Annotated in this window: 11 protein-coding genes, 2 tRNA genes and 3 rRNA genes; 9 read left to right on the top strand and 7 right to left on the bottom strand. The window is 56.1% G+C overall.

The window, feature by feature from the left end:
• Positions 1–16: 16 nt before the first annotated feature.
• Together SIB83_RS04340 and ctpZ are read right to left on the bottom strand one after the other, a co-directional pair.
• Positions 17–1,264, bottom strand: a complete 1,248-nt coding sequence (locus SIB83_RS04340) for an HD domain-containing protein (RefSeq protein WP_413746893.1) — start codon at positions 1,262–1,264, stop codon at positions 17–19.
• Complete coding sequence (gene ctpZ, locus SIB83_RS04335) at positions 1,265–2,566, bottom strand: carboxyl-terminal processing protease CtpZ (RefSeq protein ID WP_413403794.1); 1,302 nt, start codon at positions 2,564–2,566, stop codon at positions 1,265–1,267.
• 66 nt (positions 2,567–2,632) lie between these two features.
• Here ctpZ and petB point away from each other — a divergent pair, with 66 nt between their 5' ends.
• Positions 2,633–3,289 (top strand): cytochrome b6, encoded by a 657-nt coding sequence (gene petB / locus SIB83_RS04330; RefSeq protein ID WP_006042106.1) that lies wholly within the window; start codon positions 2,633–2,635, stop codon positions 3,287–3,289.
• 75 nt (positions 3,290–3,364) lie between these two features.
• Positions 3,365–3,847, top strand: a complete 483-nt coding sequence (gene petD, locus SIB83_RS04325) for a cytochrome b6-f complex subunit IV (RefSeq protein ID WP_186491904.1) — start codon at positions 3,365–3,367, stop codon at positions 3,845–3,847.
• Positions 3,848–3,910: 63 nt separating this feature from the next.
• Here petD and SIB83_RS04320 read toward each other — a convergent pair whose 3' ends face one another.
• Positions 3,911–5,419, bottom strand: a complete 1,509-nt coding sequence (locus tag SIB83_RS04320; RefSeq protein ID WP_413403793.1) for a glycoside hydrolase 100 family protein — start codon at positions 5,417–5,419, stop codon at positions 3,911–3,913.
• Positions 5,420–6,083: 664 nt separating this feature from the next.
• On the opposite strand from SIB83_RS04320, the gene SIB83_RS04315 reads away from it, so the two are divergent.
• From SIB83_RS04315 to rrf, 5 genes are all read left to right on the top strand, one after another.
• A 16S ribosomal RNA gene (locus SIB83_RS04315) occupies positions 6,084–7,568 on the top strand.
• 183 nt (positions 7,569–7,751) lie between these two features.
• Positions 7,752–7,825: transfer RNA gene (locus tag SIB83_RS04310), tRNA-Ile, on the top strand.
• 9 nt (positions 7,826–7,834) lie between these two features.
• Positions 7,835–7,907: transfer RNA gene (locus tag SIB83_RS04305), tRNA-Ala, on the top strand.
• 392 nt (positions 7,908–8,299) lie between these two features.
• Positions 8,300–11,165 (top strand): 23S ribosomal RNA (locus tag SIB83_RS04300).
• Positions 11,166–11,281: 116 nt separating this feature from the next.
• A 5S ribosomal RNA gene (gene rrf, locus SIB83_RS04295) occupies positions 11,282–11,398 on the top strand.
• Together the 16S, 23S and 5S rRNA genes with 2 tRNA genes alongside form the textbook arrangement of a ribosomal RNA operon.
• Positions 11,399–11,495: 97 nt before the next feature.
• Here the strand turns inward: rrf and mtnC are convergent.
• Genes mtnC through SIB83_RS04275 form a run of 4 tightly spaced genes read right to left on the bottom strand, consistent with a single transcriptional unit; the run spans position 11,496 to position 13,981 of the window.
• Positions 11,496–12,239 (bottom strand): acireductone synthase, encoded by a 744-nt coding sequence (gene mtnC / locus SIB83_RS04290; RefSeq protein WP_413747287.1) that lies wholly within the window; start codon positions 12,237–12,239, stop codon positions 11,496–11,498.
• Between the two features lie 11 nt (positions 12,240–12,250).
• Complete coding sequence (gene mtnB, locus SIB83_RS04285; protein ID WP_413746892.1) at positions 12,251–12,862, bottom strand: methylthioribulose 1-phosphate dehydratase; 612 nt, start codon at positions 12,860–12,862, stop codon at positions 12,251–12,253.
• A gap of 52 nt (positions 12,863–12,914) precedes the next feature.
• Positions 12,915–13,766: a DNA-formamidopyrimidine glycosylase gene (locus tag SIB83_RS04280; protein WP_413403791.1), complete on the bottom strand. Its 852-nt coding sequence runs from the start codon at positions 13,764–13,766 to the stop codon at positions 12,915–12,917.
• Positions 13,767–13,771: 5 nt separating this feature from the next.
• Positions 13,772–13,981: a photosystem I reaction center subunit IV gene (locus SIB83_RS04275; protein ID WP_413403790.1), complete on the bottom strand. Its 210-nt coding sequence runs from the start codon at positions 13,979–13,981 to the stop codon at positions 13,772–13,774.
• Positions 13,982–14,137: 156 nt separating this feature from the next.
• Between SIB83_RS04275 and SIB83_RS04270 the strand changes: the two genes are divergently transcribed.
• Positions 14,138–15,160, top strand: coding sequence for a hypothetical protein (locus tag SIB83_RS04270; RefSeq protein WP_413746891.1), 1,023 nt, complete (start codon positions 14,138–14,140; stop codon positions 15,158–15,160).
• A 42-nt stretch (positions 15,161–15,202) separates the two neighbouring features.
• Positions 15,203–16,690 (top strand): RecQ family ATP-dependent DNA helicase, encoded by a 1,488-nt coding sequence (locus tag SIB83_RS04265; RefSeq protein ID WP_413746890.1) that lies wholly within the window; start codon positions 15,203–15,205, stop codon positions 16,688–16,690.
• Position 16,691: the final 1 nt, after the last annotated feature.

The raw sequence follows: 16,691 nt of genomic DNA, 5'->3' as shown, positions 1-16,691 counted from the left end.
TAGGGAGATCACGGGCCTAGCGAATGCCGGCCATCGCCATCTGCAGTTCGGTGGAGATGTCTCCCGGGTGAATCAACCAGGCTGATTCTGCGGGGATTGCGAGGCTTTTGACCAGTGGCGAGCACTGTTCAAGCGCCTGAAGGCTCTGACCGTCCCAAAGCCGCAATCCCCCTCGATAGGGGTGATATCCCCTGATCTGATGGTGCCGAAGTCCACAACACATATCAGGGTCGAGACCAGCTGCAGCCGCGTGAGTCTGCGCTTTGGCCAGCAGTTCCAGCTGCGCTGATGCATTCATCCGGCTGACATCGAGAGCTTTGAACAGTCGGCGGTTCAGAAATCGATCGCAGAGATCTGCAAGCGGCTCAGGTGCTTCCTCTTTCCATCGCTGCAGGTGATAGCCGGTGCGCAGGTCGTCGTTGGAGAGATAGATGTGGAGGTCGAGCTCCTGGGGATGCCATAGCCACGTCTTCATGATTCGGTCAGCCCAGATTCGGCTGGGGCCCAGCAGTCTTGCTTGGCGGATCAACTGATCCAGCAACCAATTGCAAACCACATTGAGGCGGTGGTTGTAGACACTGCGGTACATCAGGCTCCTCACCACCAGGTAGTGCTCCACTGCCATGAGGCCCTTCGGATGAATGGCCAATTCACCATCGGGAGCCAGTGTGATCGCGCCGAGGATGCGATCAAGATCCAGCTGTCCGTACCGGGCTCCTGTGCTGTAGCTGTCGCGCAACAGGTAATCCAGACGATCGCAGTCAAGCTGACTGCTCACGAGAGCCTTGATGACCCCACGTTGTGCTCGTCCGTGCTCCAGAAGATCGGCCACCGAGGCAGCCGTTCCTGATGAAAATCGTTCAAGAGGGGCCTGGATGTCAGGGTGTTCCCTGATCACTCGTGCTGACCATTGCTCGTGGTTTGTGCCGAACATCTCCTCGCCTGAATGGCTGAGGGGGGCATGGCCGAGGTCGTGGAGCAGAGCGGCGGCGTAAAGAACGCCCTTCTGGGTTTCAAGAGAGGGATCGAGCTCAGTCAGGCGGCCCATTGCCCGGCGCGCGATGGCAAACACCCCCAGGGAGTGGGTGAACCGACTGGATTCGGCGCCATGAAATGTGAGGAATGCCGGTCCGAGCTGGCGGATACGTCGGAGTCTTTGAAAAGGAGCCGAATCGACAAGTGCGAGCACCATGGCTTCGGCTGGTTCTCCTGCGTCCAGGCTGATGCCGTGATGAAGGGGGTCGTGATAGGTGCGTGAGCTCATTCAGCTCACCGGCTCCGCTTCGTCGACGTCCGTGATCGGCAGCTGATCCGCACCGGCCTGACTGGCTTCCTGGTCAATCATCGACTGGAGCGCCAGTTCGGCGTCCGTCAGCCAGCGATCGCCTTCACCTCCGGGATTCAGTGGTTCAGGTCCATCCAGGATCCTGTCCGGAGTGATGCCTTCGCCCTGAATGTCCCTTCCGCTGGGGGTGACATAACCCGCCACGGTCACGGCGAGTCCGCTGCCGTCACTGAGGTTGGTCAGTGTCTGGATCAGTCCTTTGCCGAAGGTGTTGCTGCCCAGCAGCTGAGATCGTTCATCGTCCTGAAGCGCGCCCGCAAGAATTTCACTGGCGCTGGCCGTCCCTCCATTGACCAGCGTCACCATTGGGCCCTTGTAGAGCACTTCGGGACCTGCCTGAATCGGATCGGCGATGCCGCTCCGGTTTCTGGTCTCCACAATCGGTTGCTGATCGAGGAATGCATCGGCAACCGCGAGTCCGGCACTGACCAGCCCCCCCGAGTTGTTGCGTAGATCCAGCACCAGCCCCTCAACGCTTTTGTCGGATAACTCGTCGATGGCAGCCCGAACCTGTTCAGGCACGCCCTCGCTGAACTGGGTGATCCTGATGTAACCGAGGGTATGGGTGTCACTGCGCAGCCGCCTTGTCCGCACCGGTCTCAGGTCGATGTTGCGGCGCTCCAGAGTGATCTCCTGCTTTTCCTCCTGCGGTGGCAGCAGAGTCAGCACCACCTGGCTGCCCACATCCCCGCGGAGACGGGCTGCAGTCGTTTCGAGGCCGAGGGTCTCAACAGCTTCACCGTTCACAGCCAGCACTTCAGTTCCGCTCACGACACCGGCTTCAGCTGCGGGGGAACCTTCCAGTGGAGCGATCACAACGATTGCATTGCTGTCCTGACGGTGGCCCAGCTGCAGGCCAACACCGCTGAGGTTTCCCTCATTGCTGGCCTTCATCACCTCATAGTCCGCAGGCCTCAGAAGCCGGGTGTAGGGGTCATTGAGAGGCAGCAGCATCGCCTCAATGGCGCTGTAGGCCTCTTCACTGCTTTCAATCGTGTTCTCCAGCGCTTTCTGGCGAAGTCGCTTCCATCGGATCCGATCGAACTGTTCAGGGTCCAGATAACCCTGATTCACAAGACGCCAGCTTTCCACCACCAGTTGCTGCGCATCGTTCAGTGCCAGGGCCTGCGGGCTGGCGATCAGAACAATGAGAATGGCGCTCGCCAAACCAAAAGCCAGACGTCGCAGACGATCTGACCATCCGTTAACAGTCGGCAACATTGGCTTCATCCCTGCCCGCAACTGGAACGACATCGGTAGACTCTCGCAATCCAAGCCCACCTCTGCATGGCGAACTCCTCACCTGTCTACGACTGGTTCCAGGAACGTCTTGAAATTCAGGACATTGCTGATGACATCAGCAGCAAGTACGTGCCTCCACACGTCAACATTTTTTACTGCCTCGGTGGAATCACACTTGTGTGTTTCCTGATTCAGTTCGCGACCGGCTTCGCGATGACCTTCTACTACAAGCCGACGGTCGCTGAGGCTTACAGCTCCGTTCAATACCTGATGACTGATGTGAGTTTCGGATGGCTGATCCGTTCGGTGCATCGCTGGAGTGCCTCGATGATGGTGCTGATGCTGATCCTTCACGTGTTCCGCGTCTATCTCACCGGTGGTTTCAAGCGTCCACGTGAACTTACCTGGGTCACCGGCGTCACCATGGCTGTGATCACGGTCTCCTTTGGGGTCACGGGCTATTCACTCCCCTGGGATCAAGTCGGCTACTGGGCTGTGAAGATCGTCTCAGGCGTCCCTGCTGCCATTCCAGTGGTTGGAGATTTCATGGTTGAGCTGCTTCGTGGTGGTGAAAGTGTTGGTCAATCGACACTGACCCGCTTCTACAGCCTTCACACATTTGTGATGCCATGGCTGCTCGCGGTATTCATGCTGATGCATTTTCTGATGATCCGGAAGCAAGGCATTTCCGGTCCCTTGTGATCCGTTTCAGTCTTTGAGCGCTACGCCGTTCAGCTCCCCTGGTCTGCTTAAGGTTCATTCACCACCTCCTGATCCATGCACATTCTCAAGAAGCCGGATCTGTCGGATCCCAAGATGCGCGCCAAGCTCGCCAAGGGCATGGGCCACAACTATTACGGCGAACCAGCCTGGCCAAACGACCTTCTCTACATTTTTCCGGTCGTGATTCTGGGCACGATTGCCTGCATCGTTGGACTTGCTGTGCTTGATCCAGCCATGCTTGGTGACAAGGCTGACCCGTTTGCAACTCCGTTGGAAATTCTTCCTGAGTGGTATCTGTACCCCGTTTTTCAGATTCTCAGGGTTGTTCCTAACAAGCTTCTCGGAATCGCCCTCCAGACCCTCGTGCCCCTCGGTCTGATGTTGGTTCCGTTCATCGAGAGCTTCAACAAGTTCCAGAATCCTTTCCGCCGCCCAGTCGCGATGGCGGTGTTCCTGTTCGGGACAGCCACCACCATTTACCTCGGCATCGGCGCGGCAATGCCCATCGACAAGTCTCTGACTTTGGGACTCTTCTGAGCTTCACTTTCAAAGAACTTCTGATGTAAGAAGCCATCAGCCCGGCCGTTCAGCCGGGCTTTTTTAGTGCTGATCCCAGTCGTTAAGACTGTCCTCAGCCAGATCATCCTCGGGGTCAGGCACAGCCCCATCATCAAGATCCAGCAGCAGCACATCATCAGGGTTGACGCGCAGAAAGTGGTGGAGCAGGAGAAAGCCAACAATGGTCCAGGTCTGGAAGGTCCTGGACTGCTGCCCCACCCATGTCCCGGTAGGACCATCGAAATATTCAGCCCACTGTTGTCTCGGCAACTGGTTGAGATGACTCCAGTAGCACTCCTCCAGCAGTGCTTTCATCTGCCCCATCAGCAGGACGTCGGCATGGGGGTGACGACGCTCATGCAGCAGGATTGAACCACCGAAGAACCACAACAGGCTCGGCCAGTGACCGCCGTTGTGATAACTCCAGGGCCAGTTCTTTGGATCCGAACCGGTTTTGTTCTGCCATTCCAGGCTTTCCATCGGCGGGTGACAGATGCGCATGGGCATCTCCGCCATCAGGTGGTCGCGGTTGTGGAGAGTCAGACGGAAGAGCGCACGTTGTTGCGGGGCAGTCAGCAGCCCGAACAGGCAACCCAGTGAATTGCCAAGGCTGTAGAAGCGGAAGTCGGGTCGTCCTGTCCGCATGTTGCCGATCAAATACCCGCCACGGTTCTCGAGCCAGTCCTGCAGCCAGTCAGGGATGACCTGTGGCTGAACATTGAATTCGTTCTGGTGCTGGTTGTCTCCGTATTGTTCGGTTGGCCTGCGCCTGAGCACCTGCATGGTTTTGCTAGTGACCCAGTAGTGCTTGAGGAGAAACTGGCGAAGGTCGTGAACCCACTGTCGGGTCAGTACCAGTCGTTGATCCAGCAGCCTGCTGTTCTGATGTTTGCGTCCCAGCTCCATGAGCTGTGTGCAGCAGCGCAGTGATCCGTACAGCAGCACCTCCACTTCCAGTGGTGCGCCCCAGACGTCCATCGGGCGATCAATCATGAATGCGCAGTCCGGTACGAACAGCACAGGCGTTCCTTCAAAGGTTGGATGCAGGACAAGATCCAGGAGAAGCTGAACACCGCGTTGAACCGCCTGACTGGAGGCGAATTCCTCGTCTCCACTCGATTTCACATACATCCAGCACAGAACCGGCCACCAGAGGCTGGCGTCGACTGAGGTGATCCGGCCGATGGAACGCTGGCCATAGTCAGCAATCAAATGGCCTTCTTCCTCCACGAAACTGGTGGGAAAGACTCCTCGTGTCTGGTACGTGGTGCTCTGCAGGTCAAGACAAATGGTCAGGAATTGACGCACGATGTCGAACCGCTTCTGCGTCAGCAGGTAGAGCATCACGGGAACGTTGTCTCTCAGGAAGATCTCGCCGTAATTGAGAGCTTCGTCGTGGCGAGGATGTTCCAGGGCGGCGACGCTGCCAGCCAGGTGACCACGCAGAGGAATCAGTGTTCGCTCGAAGTGTTCTCGCGCCTTCTGGACCACTTGGTCTTCCTTCGAGCTCGGTCGAACACGCTGGTTCTGTTGGCTGAAGCGTCCTGCCATGGTCCGTTGCGTATAGCCAAAACGTAGTGCTGGCTTTCGATTTCGGCAGTGGAAGCAACTCTTGAGATGAGACCAGTTGCGTATTGGGGCATTAGTGAGCTATGTTTTTGGACTGCGCGGCAGGCGGAAGCCTGGAGCGCAGCTTCTGAACATGAAGAGCGCGAGCTTGTAATGTTTGGGGGTGCTTACGAGGCCGGGAGGGAGAGATCCCACGGTGTTGTAAGTTTCACAAGCGGTCGCGAGGCCGCACCGCCAACCGCTCCTGAGAGGGAACGCGTCGGCAGAACCTGGACAATCGAAAAGTTTAGGAACTGACGCTTTCATCGCGTCGAGTTTTGATTACTGAGCTGCAAAGTTGAGTAATTGAGCTTGATGATAATGCGATGTAAGTGTGAGGTCCCGTCAACAATTTTAGTTGCAAAGAAGCAACGTGCTTACAGAGTTGAAAGTTTTCACGAGCTTTTGAATTTGTCGGTGTGCATGTTGTGGAGCAACAACCGGATCTGAGATCCTGGAAAGTCACGAAGGAGAGATTCTTAGTGCACTCTTATGAACCCTTCTGTCAGAGGAAGGTGGTTTTTACTGCAACCAGTGCGCCAGTGCTGAGTGAGCGGGAAAAGCAAATCAGGTTGAGGAAATGAAAATTTTCGAGAGGACTTGATCTACAACGGAGAGTTTGATCCTGGCTCAGGATGAACGCTGGCGGCGTGCTTAACACATGCAAGTCGAACGAACCTTCGGGTTAGTGGCGGACGGGTGAGTAACGCGTGGGAATCTGCCCTCAGGAGGGGGATAACGGCTGGAAACGGCCGCTAATACCCCATATGCCGAGAGGTGAAACGAATTTCGCCTGAGGATGAGCCCGCGTCTGATTAGCTAGTTGGTGAGGTAAGAGCTCACCAAGGCATCGATCAGTAGCTGGTCTGAGAGGATGATCAGCCACACTGGGACTGAGACACGGCCCAGACTCCTACGGGAGGCAGCAGTGGGGAATTTTCCGCAATGGGCGAAAGCCTGACGGAGCAACGCCGCGTGAGGGATGAAGGCCTCTGGGCTGTAAACCTCTTTTCTCAAGGAAGAAGATCTGACGGTACTTGAGGAATAAGCCACGGCTAATTCCGTGCCAGCAGCCGCGGTAATACGGGAGTGGCAAGCGTTATCCGGAATTATTGGGCGTAAAGCGTCCGCAGGCGGCCTTTCAAGTCTGCTGTTAAAACGTGGAGCTTAACTCCATCATGGCAGTGGAAACTGTTGGGCTTGAGTGTGGTAGGGGCAGAGGGAATTCCCGGTGTAGCGGTGAAATGCGTAGATATCGGGAAGAACACCAGTGGCGAAGGCGCTCTGCTGGGCCATAACTGACGCTCATGGACGAAAGCCAGGGGAGCGAAAGGGATTAGATACCCCTGTAGTCCTGGCCGTAAACGATGAACACTAGGTGTCGGGGGAATCGACCCCCTCGGTGTCGTAGCCAACGCGTTAAGTGTTCCGCCTGGGGAGTACGCACGCAAGTGTGAAACTCAAAGGAATTGACGGGGGCCCGCACAAGCGGTGGAGTATGTGGTTTAATTCGATGCAACGCGAAGAACCTTACCAGGGTTTGACATCCTGCGAATCTCTTGGAAACGAGAGAGTGCCCTCGGGAACGCAGTGACAGGTGGTGCATGGCTGTCGTCAGCTCGTGTCGTGAGATGTTGGGTTAAGTCCCGCAACGAGCGCAACCCACGTCTTTAGTTGCCAGCATTTAGTTGGGCACTCTAGAGAGACCGCCGGTGATAAACCGGAGGAAGGTGTGGATGACGTCAAGTCATCATGCCCCTTACATCCTGGGCTACACACGTACTACAATGCTACGGACAAAGAGCAGCAAGTTCGCGAGGACAAGCAAATCTCATAAACCGTGGCTCAGTTCAGATCGTAGGCTGCAACTCGCCTACGTGAAGGAGGAATCGCTAGTAATCGCAGGTCAGCATACTGCGGTGAATACGTTCCCGGGCCTTGTACACACCGCCCGTCACACCATGGAAGTTGGCCACGCCCGAAGCCGTTACTCCAACCCTTGTGGAGGAGGACGTCGAAGGTGGGGCTGATGACTGGGGTGAAGTCGTAACAAGGTAGCCGTACCGGAAGGTGCGGCTGGATCACCTCCTAACAGGGAGACAAACATTGATTTTGATGTCTGAGTACTTAATTCTTAGGCCGAAATCCTGTCACCTTAGGTCGATCGGTACCTCAATTTTGAAATCAAGAATGCATAGCGATATGAATTGCTTGATGGAGATTTTCAGTTCCTAAACTTTGTCTAGGTCACATCCCACAAGGGTTGAGTCTTCCTGGGCCATTAGCTCAGGTGGTTAGAGCGCACCCCTGATAAGGGTGAGGTCCCTGGTTCAAGTCCAGGATGGCCCATTCGGTGTTGGGGGTTTAGCTCAGTTGGTAGAGCGCCTGCTTTGCAAGCAGGATGTCAGGAGTTCGAGTCTCCTAACCTCCACTGATCGAACTCAATCTCCATCGTCTGAAAGATGGAAGGTGAACTCGAGGAGATGTGATTTAGATGTGTCCGCTGGCATGACCCCAGCTTCCTGTCATTCCGAAATGACGTGAATTATCACGATGTTTTGGTTGATAAGATGCTGGGCTCGAACTGATTGATCAGTTTGATGTCTAGCAGAACCTTGACAACTGCATAGGAAAAAGTCTGTAAGAATAAAGCATCTCTCATGGATGCATCATTCTTTTTTAGGATGATGTCAATTCTTGAGCAAGAGCCGAGACTCCATGACGTTCTTCTGATTGTGTCGAGCAATCAGGAGTTTGATGAATGATTCAGTCATGAATTATTCAGAATCTGTTTCAACAACAGCAAGCGTTTTGGAGATGAATGGTCAAGCTACAAAGAGCTCACGGCGGATACCTTGGCACACAGAGGCGATGAAGGACGTGGTTACCTGCGATAAGTCTCGGGGAGCTGGAAACACGCTTTGATCCGGGAATTTCCGAATGGGGCAACCCTTAGAACGGCCAGCTGAATCCATAGGCTGGCACGAGCCAACCCAGCGAACTGAAACATCTTAGTAGCTGGAGGAAAGGAAAGTAAAAACGACTCCCTGAGTAGCGGCGAGCGAACGGGGAAGAGCCTAAACCGATGGTTTCGACCATCGGGGTTGTGGGACAGCAATGTGGAAAAGGGATGTTAGTGGAAGTGTTTGAAAGACACGCCAAAGAGGGTGAAAGCCCCGTACACGAAAACTGAACTGACCTAGCTGTATCCCGAGTAGCACGGAGCACGTGAAATTCCGTGTGAATCCGCGAGGACCACCTCGTAAGGCTAAGTACTACTGTGTGACCGATAGCGAAACAGTACCGCGAGGGAAAGGTGAAAAGAACCCCGGGAGGGGAGTGAAATAGAACATGAAACCGTGAGCTTACAAGCAATGGGAGCCCGACTTATCGGGTGACCGTGTGCCTGTTGAAGAATGAGCCGGCGACTTATAGGCACTGGCGGGTTAAACCGGAAATGGTGGAGCCACAGCGAAAGCGAGTCTGAATAGGGCGTTTGTCAGTGTTTATAGACCCGAACCCGGGTGATCTAACCATGGCCAGGATGAAGCTTGGGTGATACCAAGTGGAGGTCCCAACCAACTGACGTTGAAAAGTCACTGGATGAGCTGTGGTTAGCGGTGAAATGCCAATCGAACCCGGAGCTAGCTGGTTCTCCCCGAAATACGTTGAGGCGTAGCGTCTCGTGCTCCAGCAGGGGGGTAAAGCCACCATTTCGGTGCGGGCTGCGAGAGCGGTACCAAATCGAGATGAACTCTGAATACCCTGTGTGTAGCGAGGCAGTCAGACTGTGGGGGATAAGCTCCATGGTCGAGAGGGAAACAGCCCAGACCGCCAGCTAAGGTCCCCAAATCAACGCTAAGTGATAAAGGAGGTGGGATTGCCCAGACAACCAGGAGGTTTGCCTAGAAGCAGCCATCCTCAAAGGAGTGCGTAATAGCTCACTGGTCGAGCGATCCTGCGCCGAAAATGAATGGGGCTAAGCGTTGTACCGAAGCTGCGGATTTATGGTAGGGGAGCGTTCTATGTGGGGCGAAGCGTTAGCGTGAGCGGGCGTGGACTGCATAGAAGTGAGAATGTCGGCTTGAGTAGCGAAAACATGGGTGAGAATCCCATGCACCGAAACCCTAAGGGTTCCTCCGGCAGGCTCGTCCGCGGAGGGTTAGTCTGGTCCTAAGGTCAGGCCGAAAGGCGTAGTCGATGGATAACAGGTCAACATTCCTGTACCGGTTATGTTTTGGGAAGAGGGACGGAGAAGGCTAGCCGAGCCAGACGTTGGTTACTGGTTCAAGCGTTCGAGGCTATGAGGAGCGGCGAAAACGCTCCGAGCTGAGGCGTGAGTACGAGCTGCTACGGCAGCGAAGTCGGTGATGTCATGCTTCCAAGAAAAGCTCTATACCCGTTAAGGCATAACTGCCAGTACCCGAAACCGACACAGGTGGGGTGGTAGAGAATACCGAGGTGCGCGAGGTAACTCTCTCTAAGGAACTCGGCAAATTAGCCCCGTAACTTCGGGAGAAGGGGTGCCACCGCAAGGTGGTCGCAGTGAAAAGGCCCTGGCGACTGTTTACCAAAAACACAGGTCTCCGCTAAGTCGCAAGACGATGTATGGGGGCTGACGCCTGCCCAGTGCCGGAAGGTTAAGGAAGCCGGTCAGCGTAAGCGAAGCTGGCGACTGAAGCCCCGGTGAACGGCGGCCGTAACTATAACGGTCCTAAGGTAGCGAAATTCCTTGTCGGGTAAGTTCCGACCCGCACGAAAGGCGTAACGATCAGGGCGCTGTCTCGGAGAGAGGCTCGGCGAAATAGAATTGTCTGTGAAGATGCGGACTACATACACCCGGACAGAAAGACCCTATGAAGCTTTACTGTAGCTTGGTATTGTGCCCGGGCTCTGAATGCGCAGGATAGGTGGGAGACGTTGATCTAGTGCTTGTGGGTACTAGGGAGTCAATGGTGAGATACCACTCTTTCAGAGCTAGGGTTCTAACGTTCACCCGTTATCCGGGGAGCGGACAGTATCAGGTGGGCAGTTTGACTGGGGCGGTCGCCTCCTAAAAGGTAACGGAGGCGCACAAAGGTTTCCTCAGGCTGGTTGGAAATCAGCTGACGAGTGCAAAAGCAGAAGGAAGCTTGACTGTGAGACCTACAAGTCGAACAGGGACGAAAGTCGGTTTTAGTGATCCGACGGTTCTGAGTGGAAGGGCCGTCGCTCAACGGATAAAAGTTACTCTAGGGATAACAGGCTGATCTCCCCCAAGAGTTCACATCGACGGGGAGGTTTGGCACCTCGATGTCGGCTCATCGCAACCTGGGGCTGAAGTCGGTCCCAAGGGTTGGGCTGTTCGCCCATTAAAGCGGTACGCGAGCTGGGTTCAGAACGTCGTGAGACAGTTCGGTCCATATCCGGTGTATGCGTAGGAATATTGAGAGGATTTCTCCCTAGTACGAGAGGACCGGGAGGAACGCACCTCTGGTGTACCAGTTATCGTGCCAACGGTAAACGCTGGGTAGCCATGTGCGGAGTGGATAACCGCTGAAAGCATCTAAGTGGGAAGCCCACCTCAAGATGAGTATTCCCATGGGGTAACCCAGTAAGGTCACGGGAAGAACACCCGTTGATAGGCTCTACGTGGAAGTCCAGTAATGGATGCAGCGGAGGAGTACTAATAGACCGAGGGCTTGACCATGATTTGGTTCTTGCCTGAGGCGACGTTTTATTCAAAACAGACGCATCATTGATGATGAAAATCATTGGTGATGTCCTATGCAGTTCTCAGGGTTCAACCTTGGGAATGTTTTCTATCCTGGTGTCCATAGCGTTGTGGAACCACTCCGATCCATCTCGAACTCGGTTGTGAAACGCAGCAGCGGCGACGATATTTGGGGGGTAGCCCCCTGAGAAAATAGCTCGATGCCAGGTAAAACATTCCAATCACATCAGTGATACGAAGAAAGCCACCCCGGAGAGGGTGGCTTTTTTTGTACCCTGACGCGCTAATACTGATCCAAAGTTGAGTTCAGCTTTTTTGATTTTCCGATGCGTTGATGCTGTCGAGGTCAACATCAGACAGTCGCTGGATCAGGATGTGATTTCCTGCATTTTGGTGTGGATTTCCTTCGCGCAGGCAGAACGCAGTGCTCATGCCTGATTGCCTTGCTGCATCGCATTCACCTGGATGATCGCTGACAAACAGAACCTGATCAACAGGTAATCCGAGTTTTTCAGCAATGGTCTCATAACTTTGCTGAACAAGTTTCGGTCCTGTGCGTGTATCAAACCAATAGGAAAAAAGATCTGTGAGATCTCCCTCGCTGGTATGGCGGTAGAGAAGTTTCTGGGCCTGAATACTGCCGGATGAGTACACCGCGAGGATGAGTCCGTTGTGTTTCCAGAGATCCAGCTGAGGATGTACATCCTCGAATAAGGATGATTTCAGTTCTCCTGATGCATAGCCTTGCTTCCAGATGATTCCCTGTAATTCCTTAAGGGCTGGTGACTTTTTGTCTGATTGAATCAGATGCTGAAGATAGTCTCCAACTTCACTTGTTGATGGGGGAGTGTGTGTCGTCTGCTCCAGCATGATCTGGCTGGTGGGATCGGGGTCACTGATCCATTCGGAGATGCTTTCAATCACCAAGCTGTCAATCTCCGCATCGATTGATCGCTGCTTGAGCGCCTCACTGAGATTCTTCTGGGCAAATGGAAACAGTGTGTGGCTGACAAAGTCGATCGGACAGGTCGTTCCTTCGATGTCCAGCACGATGGCCTGAATCACTTTTGACGCCTCAGTAATGATTGTCTCCAGGTGAGTTCCAAGAGGAATTCAAGGATCTCGGTATGGCGACGCGCTTCTTTCAGGTCGTTGCCCCATGCGTAGAGACCATGGCCTGAGACCAACAATCCATGGGGGGCTTCGGGTAACCGCAGGGCTGCCGATTCACTCAAGGCCTGGAGATCCTGGTTGTTGGCAATCACGGGAACTCTCACACTCACTTCGTGGGTTGTGACTCCTTTGAGGCCCTTCAACATCTCCCAGCCCTCCAGAGTCACGCTGCCTCGATCCAGTTCCGTTCTCGACAGCAAAGTCCCTGACAGGGAGTGGGTGTGGAGAACGGCCCCTGCGTGGCAACAGTGAATGATGCGCAGATGCAGCAGGGTTTCTGCACTTGGCTTGCCCACTCCCCGGGTGACATCGCCGCTGCCGTTGACTTCGATCAGGTCTTCAGGCCGAACTGAGCCCTTGTCGACACCACTGGGGGCCATCAGCAGTCGCAGAGGCTGATGTGCGACCACAACACTGAAATTGCCTCCGGTGCCATCGCACCAACCGCGGCGGTGAAGCACTTTCATCGTGGCTGAGAGCTCTTCAGCAGCCTGAATCAACGGTTTCGCGCCTCCTCTGTTCCCTGCTTCTCCTTCCTATCGCATCCGAAATTCAGGATTGGCAGACGGGGCACCAATGGGTGCTGCGACCTGCAAGCTTGATCCGCTCAATGGCAGTGCCGCAGTGCAGACACGGTTGACCGGTACGCCGATAGACCGCAGCCTGTCCTCCGTAATTGCCATTGACACCCTCAAGGTCGCGGAAATCACTGAACGTTGTGCCGCCGACGCCGATGCTGATTTCCAACACGTGCACCAGGCTGTCGCGGACCCGCTCAAGTTGTTTGTGGTTGAGCCTGCCTGCGGGCGTTTGGGGAGCAATCCCTGCCGCAAAAAGGCTCTCATCGGCATAGATATTGCCTGCCCCTGCCACAAGAGACTGGTCGAGCAAGGCTGCCTTGATCGACCGTGTTGATCCTTTCAGCTTCTCTCTCAGGTAAGCGGCGTTGAAGTCTTCGCTGAAGGGTTCCGGTCCTAGACGCTTCAGTCCGGTGATGACGGAGTCTGTGGCGACTCCCTGCGGGACCCACCACATCTCTCCGAAGCTGCGGACGTCAACGAAGCGCAGCTCCTGCTCACTGGCATTCCAGAAGCGGGCCCGTGTGTGTTGACAAGGCTCTGTGGGTTCGTCATGCCACTGGAACTGGCCGGTCATGCGCAGGTGGACCCCCCAGGAACCACTTGGCTTTCCGCTGCTTGGATCCAACAGCTGGGCGATCAGGTATTTTCCGCGTCGTTTCCATCTGCCGACGTTCTGACCTGACACGCCCTGGCAAAAGGCTGCTGAACCTCCAGGACTGGCAACCGCCCTCTCACGGAGGATTGCAGCCTCGTGTATCACAAACGATTGAAGACGGTTCTCGAGCCCTCGGCGAACCGTCTCAACTTCCGGAAGTTCCGGCAAGAGACTCAGGCCGGCTCGAGTTCGTCAAGTGCGAAGTTGTTGGTGTTGATGCCACCGTCCGAACCCTGGATGCCGTTGTAGTTGACCTGTTCGAACCTGACCACAACGGGGTAACGAATGCCTGAGGTGTCGATCGAGGCGACTTTGCCCACATCGTTGAACCAGAAAGACTCAGGGCGCTTGATCCGCACCATGTCTCCGCGGGAAATCGCCATCGCTTCTGAGGAACTGAAAGCCCCTAGACCCTATCTCGGGGTTCTGCCAAGCAGTGCTTTCGCGTCACACAATGTCGCCCTGATCAGCCGTTCACCGCCCCTTCGCCATGCCAGCATCCAGCCTCTGGAATGTTGCCTGCCTTGTTGCCAACGAACATGGAAACTCCAGTTCTAGAACTGGATCTGCCAGATCCTGAGCAGGACGACATCAGCACGATGGAGTTTCTGGCTCGCCTGGAACAGGCCTGGGCTGTTTGCGACAAGTTCGATCTTCAGACCGAGATCTGGCGTGGAAAGATCCTGAAGGCCGTTCGCGATCGCGAAAAGAGAGGAGGAGAGGGACGTGGCGCCGGGTTCCTGCAGTGGCTGAGGGAGCGCGAAATCAGCAAGACCCGTGCTTACGGATTGATCCAGCTTGCGGAGTCGGCACAGGACATGCTGGGTGAAGGCGTGCTCGAGGAGGCCAGCGTCAATCAGTTCTCCAAGCGTGCCTTCATGGAAACCGCTCAGGCGGCACCGGAGGTGCAGATGATGATTTCCGAGGCCGCCAATGAAGGGCAGGAGATCACGCGCAAGCAGGTGCGGCGCCTCTCTGACGAGTTCATGGCCTCCACCAGTCCGCTGCTGCCTGAGGAGATCCGTCAGCGCACCCAGGAGAATCTGTTGCCGCCGAAAGTTGTTGCGCCGCTTGTGCGTGAGCTTGCCAAGCTGCCTGAGCCTCAGCAGGACGATCTGCGCAAGGTGCTGCGGGAGGAGCCTGAGCTCGACCGGATCAAGGATGTGACCCACACCGCCCGCTGGATCACCAAAGCCACGGAATCCAGCGTCGCTGTTCGTGCCTTTCAGCAGGGCGAGCTGGATCTGGAGAAGGCGATGCAGGAAGCGCAGCGGTTGGATGCACTCGGATTGCTGGCTGATGCAGTCGGTCAGGCCCAGTCTCTTGAATCGGCGGTGCTCAAACTGCACACGTCCTGGCGACGACTGGGAGGGTTGCAGGAACGGCTCTGGGTGGAAAGCGGCAGCAGCACCCCGTATCTGCGGGATGTGCTCTCGGCACTGCAGAGCCTCAGCGGTGCAACGCTTCGGGTCTCCTTAGGCGAGCTGGCCGGGGGCAAGCGGGTGAGATTGCAGTTGGTTGAGGAATCACCGGATCAGCTGGATCCTCCTCCGATGCCCTAGATCTAGGGCTCGGTAGGCTGTGCACACCATCTGTGGAGTGCCTTGGACCTGCTGCTGGATGCGCTCAAGCGCCATTACGGCTGGTCCGACTTCCGGCCAGGGCAGCGGCCCGTCGTGGAATGCCTGTTGCAGGGGCAGGACTGCCTTGCGGTTCTGCCAACGGGTGGAGGTAAGTCGCTCTGTTATCAGTTGCCTGCTCTGGTGAGGTCAGGGCTTGTGGTGGTGATTTCTCCACTGGTGGCCCTGATGGAGGATCAGGTCCTGCAGTTGAGACGTCGTGGTATCACGGCAGCCTGTCTTCACGGAGGAATCGAGCTGGCTCAGCGCCGGAAGACGCTCTCTCAGCTCGGCGAAGGATCCTTGCGGCTGCTGTATCTCGCGCCCGAGCGTCTCCAGGGTGAAGCCACCCGATCCGTTCTGCAGGAGCATGCAGCCACGGGACAACTGGTGGCGCTCGCGGTTGATGAGGCCCACTGCATCAGCGCCTGGGGCCACGACTTCCGTCCTGACTATCGCCGGCTGGGTGAGTTGCGAGCACTTTGCCCAGGGGTTCCTCTGGTGGCCCTCAGTGCCACGGCAGCTCCCCGTGTCAGGGCGGATATCCTGCGCCTTCTGCATCTCAGGCGGCCGCTGATTCAGGTGGGATCGGCCCGACGTGACAACCTGCACTACTGCATGCGCCGACGTGTCGGGGATCCTCTGCGGGACGTGGTTGATGCCTTGCAGAAAGCCCGCGGCGCCTGTCTGATTTACGCCCGTACGCGTGTTTCTGTGGAGCGTTGGACCGAGAGGCTCCGGGCCAACGGGATTCAGGCCATCGCTTATCACGCCGGTCTTGAGCCTGACGTTCGTCATCGGGCTCTGGAGCATTTCCTGGGAGCGCAGCATCCTGTGCTGGTGGCCACTGTGGCTTTCGGCATGGGTGTCGACCGAGCTGATGTCGGTCTGGTTCTGCATCTGGACCTGCCCAGTACTCCGGAGGGTTATCTGCAGGAGTCAGGACGTGCGGGGCGTGATGGCAAGCCTGCCCAGTGTCTGGTGTTGTTCTCACCGAGAGATCGAACCAGCCTTGGATGGGCGATGCAGAGCGCTCTGCGCCGCTCATCCGCCAGCGATGCTGTCGAGGAATCACGTCGGATTGAACTGGCACAGCAGCAGTTGCGCCGTATGGAGGCTGTGGCTGAAGGAGAAACCTGCAGAGAACAAGCTCTGTTGCTGTCTGTCGGTGAGCTGGTGCCTCCCTGTGGTCGCTGTGATCGCTGTCTGTCCAGTGGCTCGAGGCAGGACTGGTCAGATGAAGCCAAGGCTGTTCTGGAGTTGCTGGCGGAGGTTCACGGCACGGATGCCCGCAGATTGAGTGAAAGGCTCAACGCCGAGGAGGGTCGTTCGGCGCACTGGGGATGGCTGACGCGGCGGCTGGTCCAGGAGGCGTTGATCCACGAAACCGATGACGGCAGCCAGCGCCTGTACCTGAAGGAGAGCGGCCGGCGCTTTCTGCGTCGACCCTGGCCACTGCATTACGCCGCTTGAT

Source organism: Synechococcus sp. MIT S9507 (assembly GCF_047304715.1).
Classification (GTDB): Bacteria; Cyanobacteriota; Cyanobacteriia; order PCC-6307; family Cyanobiaceae; genus Synechococcus_C.
The sequence above is the reverse complement of the archived record's forward strand: the minus strand, read 5'-3'. Positions and strand labels throughout refer to the sequence as shown.

Coding starts and splice junctions, on each gene's coding strand:
- SIB83_RS04320 (WP_413403793.1), bottom strand. CDS start 5,419: ATGGCAGGACGCTTCAGCCAACAGAACCAGCGTGTTCGACCGAGCTCG.
- SIB83_RS04340 (WP_413746893.1), bottom strand. CDS start 1,264: ATGAGCTCACGCACCTATCACGACCCCCTTCATCACGGCATCAGCCTG.
- ctpZ (WP_413403794.1), bottom strand. CDS start 2,566: ATGTTGCCGACTGTTAACGGATGGTCAGATCGTCTGCGACGTCTGGCT.
- petB (WP_006042106.1), top strand. CDS start 2,633: ATGGCGAACTCCTCACCTGTCTACGACTGGTTCCAGGAACGTCTTGAA.
- petD (WP_186491904.1), top strand. CDS start 3,365: ATGCACATTCTCAAGAAGCCGGATCTGTCGGATCCCAAGATGCGCGCC.
- SIB83_RS04270 (WP_413746891.1), top strand. CDS start 14,138: ATGGAAACTCCAGTTCTAGAACTGGATCTGCCAGATCCTGAGCAGGAC.
- SIB83_RS04275 (WP_413403790.1), bottom strand. CDS start 13,981: ATGGCGATTTCCCGCGGAGACATGGTGCGGATCAAGCGCCCTGAGTCT.